Genomic DNA, 15,317 nt, shown 5'->3' with positions numbered 1-15,317 from the left:
AACCTTAAATCTAATACTATGAAAAAAATCACATTGCAAATATAAGAGCTCACCCCGTTTCTTCCAAATATTTGCTTCCGTTTGATATTCCTTTTATAATTCTTTCACGGATATTCACTGTTCTCGCACACGAACTGTCTTTTTGAGACAATATAGTGGATGATAGTGGCTAAATGATTATAGAATAGCTTTCTTTTTTTTAATAGCCCCTAATTATTAGATTCCTTTCCGGAATGGCCTTATTAACTGCCTAAAAAAGAATTCTTTTCTCTGGATTGATACGAAGTTGAGACCTCTTTTATGTTGCAAAGTTGCAAATCTGTTTCATTCGTTTCACAGAAGCTTCCACCCCCTGAAAAGAGTTATAATCTTCGTATTTCTTTCAAATTTTTAAATATACATTTGCCATATACAAAGCAAAGTTATGAAGGTTCGCGTAGGTTTATATATATTCTTAATACTCTCTTTTTTGATATTAGGAAAAGCAGAGATGCGAGCTGAAAGATTAGCAGCGAAGAAGGATATTTGCAACCCGACGGACCGAATGTTTCAACCGGAAACCTGGAGCAAAATATACCAATGGGTAATGAATGATCCGCAGGTGCCGGATAAAGAAGATGTGCTGGCGTTAATCCGGCGACACTTCGGGAACTTTGAAAAGCTGATAAAGCTGTTGCACTATTTGGATGGTGGAAAACCTTACGCTTATTTGTCGGAACATCAATTCCGGAAAGTAGAACGGATAGGGGAGATGAAAGACAGTTTGTCGATAGCTACATTAGCATTGCCTGTAAATACTCTACCGGAGGGAAAAATGGAACTAATGACTTTTTCTCCGTATGTTGAGGCAGAAAGTAAGAGGGAAACCCCGCGTAGAACAGTGATTGCATTGAAGAACAATATACTTTATGATTTAGCTTTGGCTCCGAATGTGGAGGTGGAATTGCCCGTAGGGCAGCGGTGGTCTTTGAATATGGAATATAAATGTCCCTGGTGGTCGGATAGCAAGCGCGGTTTCTGTTACCAGCTTCTTTCGGGAGGTGCTGAGGTGCGTTACTGGCTTGGGAATCGTAAGAATCGTGAACGGTTGACGGGACATTTTCTGGGAATATATGCTGAAGGGGGAGTGTACGACTTCCAGTTTGATAAGGATAAAGGATATCGGGGAAACTATTATGCAGCTTCTGGACTGACTTATGGTTACAGTCATCGACTGGCCCGGCACCTGGCTCTTGAATTCAGTCTGGGGATTGGCTATCTGGAAACAGAATACCGAAAATATACTACCTACGAAAGTGATTTGATATGGACAAGTAGCGGACGCTATCATTTTATAGGGCCTACGAAAGCCAAGGTTTCTTTGGTATGGCTCATTCAGGGAAGGAGGCGGTAGCTATGCGGTGTACAAAATGTGTGTTTCTTTTGCTTCTATTGGGGCTATCGGTACTTTTAGCAGGATGTGAATTTAGAGATATACTGGATGATTATCCTGTCAGCGGAGTACAGATTAAGCTTAATTGGAAGGGGGTGACGGAGCAGTTGCCCGAAGGAATGAGGGTGATCTTCTACCCGAAAAGCGAAGAAGGAAGAAAGGTGGAGAACTATCTCTCGATTGAAGGTGGAGTGGTGAAAGTGCCACCGGGATATTATGACATGGTGATTTACAATTATAATACAGAGAGTGTGTTGATTCGTGGTGATGGGGCGTATGAGACGATTGAAGCTTACACCGGACCGTATACAGGGCTTAATAGCAGTGAAGCGATGGTGTGGTCGCCAGACCCTTTGTATGTAGTAAGTGTGAAAGATATGAAAATAGAAAAGAGTGAGAAGATGCTTTTGATGGAGTTTCAACCGAAACTGGTAGTCAAGAACTATTCTTTTGAAATAAAGGTGAAAGGATTGAAGAATGTGGCAAGCATTATCTGTAATGTAGACGGGATGAATGGTTCTTATTACATTAGTAATGGCTCATGTACAGCAAGTGTTGCCCCAATTTATGTAGAGGCCCGAAAAGGAGGTGATGTGATACGTGGTAGCTTTTCTGCTTTTTTTGTATCAGAATCAGCAGGCACACGTTCAGGCAGCGAGGTAACGATGAAATTACTACTTGTGAAGGTAGATAATACGGTTCAGGAAGTCAAGGTTGACATAACAGCCGCTGTAACTGCTCCATCTCCTCCGCCTACTCCTCCTGAAGAGGGAGAGGGAGATCCGGCAACGGATATTGAAATACCGATTGATGAAGAAATAGAAGTGGATGATGTGGAAGTTCCTCCCGGTGGAGGCGGTGGTATGGGTGGTGATGTCGGTGATTGGGATGATGAGACGGATGTTGAATTACCTGTGAATTGAAAGTAAACAAATAAAAATATTAACTTATAAAACAAACGATTATGAAGAAGATTTTATTGGCAGCAGTTGCTGCGTTGGCAATCGTAGGTTGCTCACAGAATGAAGAGATTGAAAAGGCTGGTGAAAAAGCAGAAATTAACTTTGGCGCAGTAGTGAGTAATGCTACAAGAGCGAATATTGTGAATAACGCAGATTTCAAATCCTTTAAAGTTTATGGATATAAGACGGTAACGAAGATAGGCCCTGATGTTACACTTGGAGAGTTTATGCCGGGTGTGGTAGTTAATAAAAAGGATGTGAATAAGTGGGAGTATACTTCTGGCCCATATTATTGGCCTACGACTGGATTTGTACAATTTTTCTCTGTCTCTCCAGAACAACCTCTGACTGTAACGACAAACTATCCTCATTTTGACTATACAGTTGGTGAAATTGGTGATCAAGAAGATTTATTGGCTGCAAATTTGATTGATAAAAATAAAGATGCTGGTGATCTGCAACTTCCATTCTGCCATTTATTGACTCAGGTTAATTTCTCAATTAAAGGTGAAGTCGGATTTACTTATACATTAACTAAATTAGAACTTACAGGTGTGAAAGATCAGGGTACTTTTACTTTTGATGGTTCTAAAACTGCAGGAACTTGGACTGAAGTTAAAGTATCGGCTACTCCTACTGTATATGCCTATACGGGTTCTGTTGAATTGATTTCTAATGCGGATGCAGATGTTTCTAATTTAGATCAATCTACTGCTGCTTTGTTTATGCTCTTACCTCAAGCTATTGCAGCTGATGCTGTAAAGGTGAAAGTCACTTATTCTGCAAAAGTTACAGAAGAAGGAGGAAACGGTCAATCTACTCTTGAAGATGGTGTAAAAGAAGTATCTCTTCCTGCTATAACATGGGAGAAAGGAAAACGTGTCCGTTATACTTTAAGTTTAACAAGTGATGCTGCTCAGGTGACATTTGGTGAACCAGAATGGGGAGAATGGAGCGATGCAGAGCCTCAGGCTGATCCTATAACTCCTGTTAAATAATCTTTTATAAACCTTTATTTTTCCCCAAAGACTTTACAAAACGTAAAGTCTTTGGGGCTTTTTTGTATCTTCTCATCATATTTTTATTTTCGCCGCACAATAACAAACAAAAAACATTCAATCTACAATGCAAACTTACTCTGCGTGTGGTGTAGCCATATCGTGTCAGCAGTGCCTTAAGACTGTGACTCTTATGTATATGATAGAAAATATGATATTAGCATTTACGGGTCATTTACAACGGGATGTAAAAGCATTTACCGCTGTATGTAACGGATTTTACCTTTTATTGTAACGCTCTTTACCTCGGTATGTAACGACCTTACCTCGGCGTGTAAATGGAGTTACCGTGTGGGGTGTGATACAAAGAATTAGAATTCAAAAACTATATAAGTAGCTTGGAATGCACAGAGAATATACTACTTTTGTATAAACTTATAATTTATCAAGGTTATAGAATGCATTAACGAAATGAAAAAGAATTTACTATTATTATTACTATGCCTGTTTTGTTCAGTTAACCTTTGCAATGCAAAAGCAAAAAGTACATTTACAGTTTTTCAATTAAACCTGTGGCATGGAGGTGCTAAAGTGCCTAATGGAGATCAAGGAATTATTGATGTATTGGATCAGATGGATGCAGACGTAGTTTTCCTATGTGAAGTCAGAGATGGAAAACGGTTTATACCATACGTGATAGAAGAATTAAATAAGAGGGGAAAACATTATTATGGAGAGACTTTCGATCTGGCAATTGGTATTTTAAGTAAATTCAAACCGGATAGCATGACTAAATGCTGCATTGTACCGGGTGATGAAAGTCGTGCTATGGTGAAAATGACAACCACAATCGAAGGGCAGCCAGTTTCTTTTTATTCCTGCCATTTAGATTATCGGAATTATGAATGTTATATGCCACGCGGATATAGTGGCACGAGCTGGAAAAAGATAGATAATCCTATAACAGATGAGTCCGAGGTTTTGAAAGCCAATCGTTTGTCATTCAGAGATGAGTCTATCCGTACTTTCGTACAAGAAGTGCAAACCGATATTAAACAAGGACGTCCGGTTATTATGGGAGGAGATTTCAACGAGCCTTCCCATTTGGACTGGCAGGCGGACACAAAAAATCTATGGGATCACAATGGGGCTGTCATTCATTGGGATTGTTCTATGATGCTTCATGAAGCTGGATTCAAGGATAGTTATCGTGAAAAATATCCTAATCCTGTTCGATATCCCGGCTTCACATTTCCCGCAGGAAATAAGCTTGCAGAAGAAGCTAAACTGGAAAAATTAGCTTGGGCCCCCGAAGCCGATGAACGTGACCGGATTGATTTTATTTATTATTATCCGATGAACTCGATTCTTTCATTGAAAAATTGCATATTGATAGGTCCTTCCGAAACAGTTGTGAGAGGCATAATAATAGAAAATGATTCCAAAGATAAGTTCCTGACCCCTTCCTGTGTTTGGCCTACAGACCACAAAGGGAACCTTGCAACTTTCAAGATTCATAAGGCTTCTTCGAAATCGTTATAAGAGACTGCGCTTGCCATAGCATTATTGGATAGATTGAAGAATTATCCCCGAAGACTTTCACTTTTGTAAAGTCTTTGGGGATTTTTTTGTTTCTTCCCATAATATTCTTATTTTTGCCGCACAATAACAAACAAAAAACATTCAATCTACAATGCAAACTTACTCTGCATGTGGTGCGGTCATATCGTGTCAGCAGTGCCCTAAGGCTGTGGCTAATGCTATCATTTATGCCTCTCATTCAAGAGGTTTCCACCTTCCTGCCCAAAAATGCGAAGAGAATATCATGATTTTTCTGTTAGAAGGAGAAGCTCTTGTCAACAGTCAGGAGTATGCAGGTACTGTGCTGCATGCCGGTGAGTTTATTCTTCAGGCTATCGGTTCAAAGTATGAGATTCTTGCTCTGACGGATGTGGAATGTGTTTGTTACCGCTTCAATCAGCCTGAATTGTTTTGCGAGGAACGCTATAAATATATAATGAAAAGTGTAACTCCTCCCCTCATATTCACGCCTTTGAAAATTACTAATGAATTGAATTTCTTTCTGAGTGCTTCAAAAGCTTATTTGGTAGAAGAGAAGATTTGCCGGGAATTGCTTTCTCTTAAACGGAAAGAACTTGCTTTTATTCTGGGACAATATTATTCCGATTATGATCTCTCTATGCTGGTGCATTCACTGTCCAGATATACGTCCAGCTTCGAGTATTTTGTTTTACAAAACCATATGAAGGTGAAGACTGTGGAAGAATTAGCCCAATTAGGTGGCTACACTACTACCACCTTCCGGCGCATTTTCAACTCTGTGTTCCATAAACCTGTTTATGAGTGGATGATGGAGAAGCGTAAAGAGAGCATAGCTTATGAACTTCGGTATACGGAAGCCACAATCTCCGAAATCTGTTATAAATATGGTTTTGAATCTTTGCCTCACTTCTCTAACTACTGTAAGAAGTATTTTGGTTCTTCCCCTCGCGGGCTTCGTTCGGTGCAATCTGTTGCTACTGAGGAGACACAGACTTTTTGCGAAGAGGCTGGTTAAAACGGTATTTCACAGAGACGATGAAGTAACTGCCTATCTGTTGCGTATGGCTCTCGTAAAAGCCATCTGCCATAGTGCTGCGGTAATAACTCTTTTGTTGGCTGAGTATATCCACCCAGTTGGCTGATACCTCGGCTTGCTTTTTTTTCAGGAAACGCCATGTGATACTTGCGTTCCATACAAATTGGTCGTCTTCCCCCTTCTTTATGTTCGTACCGTTTCGGAAAGAATAATTCGCATCGGTTCTCAGCTGTATACTTTTTGGTAAATCAGCAAAGGCGTTTATTCCGAAAGCATAATTACGGGTGTAAGTATCTGTTTCCAGAAGCGAGTTGGCAGAATGTTGAAAATTCCATCTTCCGTTCAGGTCGAAGTTTCCCCATTTAGGCTGGTAGGATAGGCGGAGATCAGTGTTTATCCCGGTGTTGTGAGTGGTACTACGCTCCGGTTGTTCGGTCTGGTTTTCGTTGATGAGGCTGACATCTTGCGCAAAAGAGCCTCCGGCATTGGCATTCAGGCTAAAACTTTTGATGCGCTTCTGATATCGAAGTACCCCGTTCATGTTCCAGTTGCCGTTGATATTGACCGGATAGGTTTCACGCCCGCCTGTCTGCTGGTTGTAGGTCACTGCACGGGTCTGGCTGTTGATTCTGTTGTTCCAGTTCAGTGTGGCAAAGACGCCTTGCTTTGTATTTTGTGCTTCCAGTCGGACAGATTGATTGTAAGTAGGCTTCAGATTAGGGTTGCTTCGTGTGATGTTGAGCGGATCGCTGTTGTTGGTGGGGGCGATCAGATCGTATAATGACGGTTGCGAGGTATTTCCATAATAGTGCAGGATGATCCTGTTTTTCTTTTTCTGCCATGAGACGAACAACATAGGCTGGAAACCGACAGAGCGAAGGGTGGTATCGGCTTTATGTAAACCTGTTTTTTGGTTCAGGCTACGGCGTTCGGGTTTTACGGACATCCCGGCATTGACATTCCAAGTGGTGTCGGAGTAGTTAAAAAACAGATTGATTCCGTGTTGTAGGGTACTGCTATGGCTTCGGTTACTCAGGCTGTCGATGTAACTCGTCTCATATCCTTCGGGTAGATAGCCGGGCTGCACCTCTGCTTCTTCCATAAAGCCGGACAGGTCGTATGTATTGCGGTCGTTTTTCTGCTTGCTATAATTGAAATTATATGAGATCTGTGAGCGTAGTTTCTTGGTGAAAGGATGGGTGAACATCACCCCTATGCCTTGTGAACGGTTGGGCGACCGGTTCGATGAGTACTGGTTACGGTAGAGTATAGAGTCGTTTCCGGCACTGTTTTTCAGTTGATAATAGGTCGTTGAGGATACGGAGAAGTTGTTATTGTCATTTTTACTATCATTGTATTGAGCTGTTAGCCCGACGGAAGTTCCTTTTTTATTGATCCGGCGCATGATATTTGCGTGGAAGGAAGACCGGTGTTGGTTGCCTCTCATCAGCGACCCCATAGAAATATCATTGATTTTTTGATCATCGGGTACTTCACTGATAGTACTGAAAGGGTCCAGGATATCCAGATGAGGATTTTCATTGAATGTGCCTTGGCGGTTATTATTGGCACTATTATTCCGGGTGAGGTTGAAATTACCATAGATATTAACAAAGGTCATGCTATCTACCTGCCAGTTTAAGCCCAATGTCGCATTCATATTGCGACTGCCGTTCGTATTGTTACCGGCAGAGTATTGGTATTTGTTTCCGCTTGTCAGGTATTGTTCATTGTAGGATGTGGATACGTTGCCCTGATTATTGTGGTGATAGGACATATTTCCGTTGATAGTCAGCTTCTTATTGTACTTTTGGGTAAAGTTCAATGCAACGTTCTCCTGTATGTTGTCTTTATAGCTGGTTCTCATATTGAGATTACCGGAGTTGGCAATGACGGAGAGGTTGTTTCCGTTATTCTTGAAGTAGTTACCTTGCAAGTTGAAGTCCTTTTTGTTGTTATTGCCATATCCGGCTTGTCCCGATAAAAGAAGGGTCCCATTGAATTCTGCTTTGGTCTGCAAGTCGAGTACATAGTTTTCCTTTCCGGTACTGACGCCTGTCAGCTTTTCCAGTTTGCTCTTCTTATCGTATACTTTTATCTTGCTGATTAACTCTACAGGGAGGTTTTCCAGTGCCATCTTGTTGTCGCCCGCAAAGAAGGCTTCACCGTTTACGTTGATTTCATTGATAGGCAGTCCATTGTATTTCAGGGTTTTGGTTTCACTGTCATATTCCATTCCGGGAATACGTTTCACCAGAGCCTCCAGATAGGAGCCTTCGGGTGTTTTATAAGCTGCTGCATTGATGACGGTGGTATCTCCCACCTGGTCTATTTCACGTATTGGAGCTTTTACTGTCACTTCTCCCAATTCGATGCCTTCCTTCAGTAGGATGCTGCCCAGATTAATGGTTGAAGCATTGCCATCCAGTTTTCGGAAGACAGATTGCATGCCCGTATAAGAAGCTTTGAGTAGATATTGTGTTCCTTTCTGAGTAGTAAACTGAAGGTTGAAGTGTCCGTCCGTATCGCTTGCGGCTCCTTTTATGAAAGTGGAATCTTTTCCACTTAAAATAACAATGCTTGCGTAAGGTAAGGGTTCTTCCCCTTTTGGGGTATCTGACGCCGTGCACACTTTTCCCTTGACTGTTCTTGTTTTTTGAGCGAATAGAATAGTCGGGATTAGTAAGAATAGCAATAATATCCAGGTTTTGTGCACGTTCATCTTAAGTCTTTTATAGCAGTCACAAAATTAGGGAGTTTTCGTTTGTATACAATACTTTGATAAAGAAAATTTAAAGTATCGCTTTTGTCTTTGTTAGCTAACGTGCGGAAATGATATGTACATAATGTCTAATGAATGCTTATTACAGTGAGAACTGTTTCTCGCTTAATTGAGAAAACTTTCTCACTATGTTGAGAGCTATTGCTCAACAAAGAGAGAAAAAGTTCTCACCCTATTGAGAATAAACAGAAAGTGTAGTTCCCTGATAATGGTTGCATAATAGGAGAGGCTTTCAGCCTTATAAAGTCCGCGTTCGTCCGTCTTCATCCGTGTCGTCGTATACCCATATTATTATTTATCAATCCACTTCTTTTCCACACGTTACAGAAAATAAAAAAAAGATTGAATATTTTTTGAATAAAACCTCTCCTTTTTTATAGATTATATTACTTTTGCTAGCATATTAGTCTTGCAATGAAAACCGACAAACTAAAATATGCTTTCGCCTTCATTCTCTTGCTATGTGCTTTTTTATGTGGGGTCAATTTTAAACGATGGTATACTGCCAACCATCGGATAGAAAGAATAATTTCTCTTATGTATTCTTCCTCTCCTTATTATGATTGCTATGGAAATTTTGAAGAGCTTCTGAGGCAGGAGTTCAGAAAGCAGGGAATAGAGCCGGTATTTAATAAATTTTATCTGGATTTCAATACTGTCGATTCGAAAGAGGGGATAAAAAACATGGAGGCGTATCTTGAGATCATTAAAGATAAGCCGGTGGCACTGATTCTTACTGTGGGCGACCAAGCTGTATCTGCCTTATTTAACACCCGTCACCGCCTGCTTTCCTCTGTCTCTGTAGTAGCTTGCAATGTACATTTTCCCGATGAAAAACTTATAAAGGAATATGAGCGCAGAAAAGTTTATGTGTTGCGTGATGCACCGGACTTTCAACGTAATATCGATTTTATAAAATCTTTACGGCCACAAGTCGGGATAGATGTTATTTATAATATAGATCTGACTCCTCTTGGACGCAAATCGTTTGATCTGTTAACCCGGTTTGCCGATAGAAAGGAAATGCGGCTATTGGGTTGTGGGGCTGCTTTCTCTGTAGAACCGGAATATAAGGAATTACAGGAAATGGTCGAGCACCATAATTTGATGCCTGCAAGAGCGGGTAGTCATGTTGGTAAAGATGAGATAACCATAAGCCTTTGTCCTTTCCGTTATACCAAAGGGACCTCTTTGTTTGTCGACATGGAGAAATCAAAGAGTGGGCAGAAGAAAGAGGTTTTCCTGCTGGATAAATTTGATCAGATGTCGCTCCCGATAACTAAAGCCTTGAATATTCCCTCTTTCAGTTGTATCCGTCAGGGATTTGGGGAGGATGCCAAAATTGTGGGTGGTTATATGGCTACTGATGAGATTTCTGCGCGTACTGCGGCCGATTTTTCTGTTCGCCTGATGAATAAAGAGAAGATCGGTATGCCGAAAATCAGGGATATGGAAAAGGAATATGTACTGGATTGGACTTACTTTTCAGCCTATGCAGACTTTGATGTGGAAAATGTGCCTGAAAATGTGCGTATTATCAATTACTCATTTTATGATCGGTATCGGAATGAGCTTTATTTTCTGACTGGATTGTTTATCCTTGCTTTTATTCTGGTATTGGTCAGTTGGTTGCGCATCCGTCGACGTTCGCGTGAGGAACGAAAGAACCTGGAGATGCTTGAGGAAATTCATAAGCGGTTGACGCTTTCCATGGATGGAGGACGAGTTGCCCTTTGGGATATTCAGGGGGAGAATATTGAATTTGATGAGAATTATACTCGTTTGGTGGGAATGGAACAGAGGACGTTTGTGCGAACCGATTTCTTGAAATATGCGTATCCTGATGATGTATCCTTACTGAATTCATTATACGAAACATTGCATCAATCTACGGACATGCATGTTCGGCGTGTACGTTTCTCTTTCAGTGAAGAAAATTATCGCTGGTATGAACTACGGTGTCGCAGCCTGAAAGATGCAAAGGGGAGGATAATGCTGGCAGGTGTTATGCAGGATATTCAGCTACAGGTGGAGCGTGAAGAACAACTCATTCAGGCTAAGCAGATGGCCGAAAATGCTGAATTGAAGCAATCTTTTCTGAATAATATGAGCCATGAAATCCGTACTCCGCTGAATGCTATTGTCGGATTTACTAATTTATTGGTAGGCGAAGGTGGCGATGAGATTGAACCGGAAGAGAAGAAAGCTATGCTTGAGATTATCAACCGTAATAATGAACTGCTTTTGAAACTAGTCAATGACGTAGTGGAAATATCGCGTCTGGATTCCGGTAATCTGGATCTCAAAATAAAAGAATGGAATATGACGACGGTTGTGAAAGAGATTTATATGGCTTATCAGACACTAATCAAACCCTCGTTGCAGTTTCATCTTGTTCTGGATGAAAGTCTTTCCTTGCCCGTCAGGATAGATCGTATGCGTTTTATTCAGGTTATTTCCAATTTTTTGAATAATGCGGATAAGTTTACCCGTAGTGGTTCGGTAACATTGGGATGTAGTGTGGATAAGGAGCATCGGAAAGTTAGTGTCTATGTGCAGGATACGGGAAAAGGAATTGATGAGAAGGAGCTCATGATGATCTTTGACCGTTTTTATAAAACCGATGAGTTTGAACAGGGAAGCGGACTTGGACTTTCTATTTGTAAAGTCATTATTGAACGGTTGTGCGGGCATATAGAGGTGCAATCTGAAGTAGGAAAGGGGAGCCGTTTTACAGTTATCCTATCGTTAATGGATATCATTTGAAATCTCTGAAAGTATTTATTGTAAGATGGTATAAAAACTCCTCTGTCGGTTTCCCGGCAGAGGAGTCCTGGTGATATTAATCAAATGTAGAAAGGGCTGATTAGTCTTTCAGTTTTGCGATGATAAAATCGCGGTTCAAACGAGCGATGTTGCTGATAGAAATGTTCTTCGGACATTCAGCTTCGCAAGCGCGAGTGTTGGTACAGTTACCGAATCCGAGTTCGTCCATCTTGCTCAACATAGCTTTTGCACGGCGCAATGCCTCCGGTTTACCTTGCGGCAGCAAGTTCAACTGGCTAACTTTTGCGGAAACGAACAGCATAGCAGAACCATTCTTACATGCAGCTACGCAAGCACCGCAACCGATACAAGCAGCAGCATCCATGGCTTCGTCAGCAATCTGCTTCGGAATCAGGATAGCGTTGGCATCCTGAGGAGAACCTGTACGCACACTTACATAACCACCTGCTTGCATGATCTTGTCATAAGCCGTGCGGTCTACCATCAAGTCCTTGATAACCGGGAAACCGGCAGAACGCCAAGGTTCAACAGTGATAGTGTCGCCATCATTGAAACGACGCATGTAAATCTGGCAGGTAGTAGCACCCGTTGCAGGACCGTGGGGATGTCCGTTGATGTAGAGCGAACACATACCGCAGATACCTTCGCGGCAGTCATGATCGAATACAACCGGTTCATTACCTTCAGAAATCAGTTGCTCATTCAAGATATCCAGCATTTCAAGGAATGAAGTGTCACCGGGGATATCTTTCATTTGGTATGTTTCAAAAGCGCCTTTTGCCTTTGGACCTTTCTGACGCCATACTTTCAGTGTGAAACTTATATTTTTATCCATTTTCTTTAATTCTTTAAATGTTCAACTTCCCGATTAGCTCTTATAGTTACGAGTTTGTACCTTGATTGCTTCGTAAACCAGCGGTTCTTTCAGCAGTTCAGGAGCTTTTTCGTCGGAGCCTTGATATTCCCAGCAAGCAACGTAGAAGAAGTTTTCATCATCACGTTTTGCTTCGCCTTCCTCAGTCTGGTATTCTTCACGGAAGTGACCACCGCAGCTTTCGTTACGGTTCAGAGCATCGTATGCAACCAATTCACCCATGATAATGAAGTCGTACAAGCGGATAGCCTTATCCAACTCTACATTCATGCCTTCCTTATCTCCTGGAATGAAGAGGTCTTTTTCGAATTCCTTGCGGATTTCTTTCAGTTTGGCAATACCGGTCTTCAGACCTTCTGCTGTACGGCCCATACCTACATATTCCCACATTACGTGACCCAGTTCCTTGTGGATAGAGTCTACAGACTTCTTACCCTTGATGTTCATCATCCAGTTGATCTTATCCTGAATTGCTTTCTCTGCTGCTGCAAATTCAGGCAGGTCGGTAGAGAAGCGGGGAACTGTGATCTGGTCAGCCAGATAGTTCTGAATAGTGTAAGGCAATACGAAGTAACCGTCAGCCAGACCTTGCATCAATGCAGAAGCACCGAGGCGGTTTGCACCGTGGTCAGAGAAGTTACATTCACCGATAGCGAACAGACCCTTGATAGAAGTCATCAGTTCGTAGTCAACCCAGATACCACCCATTGTATAGTGGATAGCCGGATAGATCATCATCGGATTATAATATTTCACACCGGCAATTTCTTTTGCCAGTTCGCCCGGATTCACGTCAGTGATTTCCTCGTACATATCGAAGAGGTTACCATAACGTTGGAGAACGATATCGATGCCTAAGCGGCTGATAGCCTCAGAGAAATCGAGGAATACTGCCAAGCCTGTATTGTTCACACCGAAACCTGCATCGCAACGTTCTTTTGCAGCACGGCTGGCAACGTCACGCGGAACCAAATTTCCGAATGCCGGATAACGGCGTTCCAAGTAATAGTCACGGTCTTCTTCCGGAATATCGCTTCCCTTGATTTCACCCTTCTGAAGTTTCACTGCATCTTCTTTTTTCTTCGGAACCCAGATGCGGCCGTCATTACGCAGCGACTCTGACATCAAAGTCAACTTAGACTGTTTGTCACCGTGAACAGGAATACAAGTGGGGTGAATCTGTACCATAGCCGGATTAGCCATCCAAGCACCCTTACGGTAGCAAGAAACAGCAGCTGTACAGTTGCAAGTCATTGCATTGGTAGACAGGAAGTATGCATTTCCGTAACCACCGGTAGCGATTACTACTGCGTGTGCAGCGAAACGTTCCAGTTTACCGGTAACAAGATTCTTAGCAATGATACCGCGGGCACGTCCGTCGATAAGAACAACGTCCTGCATTTCATAGCGGGTATACAGTTTTACAGTACCTACGTTTACCTGGCGGCTCAATGCTGAATAAGCACCCAGCAACAACTGCTGTCCGGTTTGACCGCGGGCATAGAACGTACGTGATACCTGAGCACCACCGAAAGAACGGTTATCCAGCAGACCGCCATATTCGCGGGCGAAAGGAACACCTTGTGCCACACACTGGTCGATAATGCTATTGGAAACCTCAGCCAAACGGTAAACGTTAGCTTCGCGGGCACGGTAGTCACCGCCCTTTACTGTATCGTAGAACAAACGGTATACTGAGTCACCGTCGTTTTGGTAATTCTTTGCAGCGTTGATACCACCCTGTGCAGCGATGGAGTGTGCACGTCGGGGAGAGTCTTGAATACAAAAGTTGAATACTCTGAAACCCATTTCACCGAGTGAAGCGGCAGCGGAAGCACCTGCTAAACCTGTACCTACTACGATGATATCCAAGCGACGCTTGTTAGCCGGGTTCACTAATTTCTGGTGAGCTTTATAGTTGGTCCATTTCTCTGCTACTGGTCCTTCCGGAATTTTTGAATCTATCTTAGTCATAATGCTATTACATTTTAATCGTTTACAATTTACAAATTAGCAAGCACCGCCGCACAATGATTTTGCGAAGAATACGACAACTACCAAGGCGAAACATACAACGACGATAGTAGAGTAGATGTTGGAGATACATTTCCAACGGTTAATCCATACCTTGTTGTTCCAACCCAGAGATTGCATAGAGCTCCAGAAACCGTGAGTCAGGTGGAACCACAGTGCGCCGAGCCAAATGAGGTAAAGCACTACGTATACCGGATTGCCAAATGTGTTTTCAATGTGATGAACACCATTGGCTGCATATGCCAGTGTGGCAGCATCGGTTTGCATACCCATGTTGTGCATCAACTCGGGAAGCTGCATTTTAGCCCAGAAGTTTACCAGGTGCAGGCCCAGACCTACGATTACAATAAGACCCAGTACGAGCATGTTCTGAGAAGCCCATTCTACTGTTTTGGGTTTATCAACTACGGCATAACGCTCTGTACCGCGCGCTTTGCGGTTCTGCATTGTCAGCCAGAAAGCGTAGATGATGTGAATGATGAAAAGGGCAGCCAGACCTACCGTAGCCACCAAAGCATACCAGTTTGCTCCCAGGAACTCACAAACCATGTTGTATCCCTCTGCCGAGATTAATGCAACCAGGTTCATCGCCATGTGAAACGTCAGAAACAGGACAAGGGCGATACCGGTAACGCTCATCACCACTTTCCTTCCTACAGATGAATTACTTAACCACATAAATGATTGAATTTAAATTATTTAATAGTTAGAAAATTTGCTTTTAACTTAGGGTCTTACTCTAATTTCCCGCAAAAATAGAAGAAAAACATTGATTAAACAAGGAATTAAAGAAATAATTCCGTAATCAGGAGAATAGACAGAAGTTGACGACTCAGCAAGGGAACAAGG

The 15,317-nt window shown here is 42.2% G+C and carries 10 protein-coding genes; 6 read left to right on the top strand and 4 right to left on the bottom strand.

What is annotated here, in order from left to right:
- The first annotated feature begins 424 nt into the window (after window positions 1–424).
- The 5 genes from BWI44_RS08605 to BWI44_RS08585 all read left to right on the top strand — a co-directional run bounded on the left by BWI44_RS08605 (window position 425) and on the right by BWI44_RS08585 (window position 5,970).
- Window positions 425–1,393 carry a DUF3575 domain-containing protein gene (locus BWI44_RS08605; RefSeq protein ID WP_286812963.1) on the top strand — a complete coding sequence of 323 codons (969 nt, stop codon included), beginning with the start codon at window positions 425–427 and terminating at the stop codon, window positions 1,391–1,393.
- Between the two features lie 2 nt (window positions 1,394–1,395).
- Window positions 1,396–2,355 carry a DUF5119 domain-containing protein gene (locus BWI44_RS08600; RefSeq protein ID WP_230372528.1) on the top strand — a complete coding sequence of 320 codons (960 nt, stop codon included), beginning with the start codon at window positions 1,396–1,398 and terminating at the stop codon, window positions 2,353–2,355.
- A 41-nt stretch (window positions 2,356–2,396) separates the two neighbouring features.
- Window positions 2,397–3,392 carry a fimbrillin family protein gene (locus BWI44_RS08595; RefSeq protein WP_286812962.1) on the top strand — a complete coding sequence of 332 codons (996 nt, stop codon included), beginning with the start codon at window positions 2,397–2,399 and terminating at the stop codon, window positions 3,390–3,392.
- A 471-nt stretch (window positions 3,393–3,863) separates the two neighbouring features.
- Window positions 3,864–4,934 carry an endonuclease/exonuclease/phosphatase family protein gene (locus BWI44_RS08590; RefSeq protein WP_286812961.1) on the top strand — a complete coding sequence of 357 codons (1,071 nt, stop codon included), beginning with the start codon at window positions 3,864–3,866 and terminating at the stop codon, window positions 4,932–4,934.
- Between the two features lie 151 nt (window positions 4,935–5,085).
- Window positions 5,086–5,970 (top strand): helix-turn-helix domain-containing protein, encoded by an 885-nt coding sequence (locus tag BWI44_RS08585; RefSeq protein ID WP_195209600.1) that lies wholly within the window; start codon window positions 5,086–5,088, stop codon window positions 5,968–5,970.
- Here the strand turns inward: BWI44_RS08585 and BWI44_RS08580 are convergent.
- Window positions 5,930–8,713 carry an outer membrane beta-barrel protein gene (locus BWI44_RS08580; RefSeq protein ID WP_286812960.1) on the bottom strand — a complete coding sequence of 928 codons (2,784 nt, stop codon included), beginning with the start codon at window positions 8,711–8,713 and terminating at the stop codon, window positions 5,930–5,932. The two genes, BWI44_RS08585 and BWI44_RS08580, sit on opposite strands and share 41 nt — an antisense overlap.
- 474 nt (window positions 8,714–9,187) lie before the next feature.
- Here BWI44_RS08580 and BWI44_RS08575 point away from each other — a divergent pair, with 474 nt between their 5' ends.
- Window positions 9,188–11,539: a sensor histidine kinase gene (locus tag BWI44_RS08575; RefSeq protein ID WP_286812959.1), complete on the top strand. Its 2,352-nt coding sequence runs from the start codon at window positions 9,188–9,190 to the stop codon at window positions 11,537–11,539.
- Between the two features lie 100 nt (window positions 11,540–11,639).
- On the opposite strand, the gene BWI44_RS08570 is transcribed toward BWI44_RS08575, so the two are convergent.
- The 3 genes from BWI44_RS08570 to BWI44_RS08560 are packed head-to-tail and all read right to left on the bottom strand — an operon-like array spanning window position 11,640 to window position 15,146.
- Window positions 11,640–12,395, bottom strand: coding sequence for a succinate dehydrogenase/fumarate reductase iron-sulfur subunit (locus BWI44_RS08570; protein ID WP_007660901.1), 756 nt, complete (start codon window positions 12,393–12,395; stop codon window positions 11,640–11,642).
- A gap of 33 nt (window positions 12,396–12,428) precedes the next feature.
- Complete coding sequence (locus tag BWI44_RS08565; RefSeq protein ID WP_007660896.1) at window positions 12,429–14,408, bottom strand: fumarate reductase/succinate dehydrogenase flavoprotein subunit; 1,980 nt, start codon at window positions 14,406–14,408, stop codon at window positions 12,429–12,431.
- Window positions 14,409–14,444: 36 nt separating this feature from the next.
- Window positions 14,445–15,146 carry a succinate dehydrogenase/fumarate reductase cytochrome b subunit gene (locus BWI44_RS08560; protein ID WP_007660895.1) on the bottom strand — a complete coding sequence of 234 codons (702 nt, stop codon included), beginning with the start codon at window positions 15,144–15,146 and terminating at the stop codon, window positions 14,445–14,447.
- Window positions 15,147–15,317: the final 171 nt, after the last annotated feature.

The sequence above is a fragment of the Bacteroides sp. Phil13 genome (genome assembly GCF_001940965.1).
Taxonomy (GTDB): Bacteria; Bacteroidota; Bacteroidia; order Bacteroidales; family Bacteroidaceae; genus Bacteroides; species Bacteroides intestinalis.
This window is presented reverse-complemented; position numbering and strand designations above follow the sequence as displayed.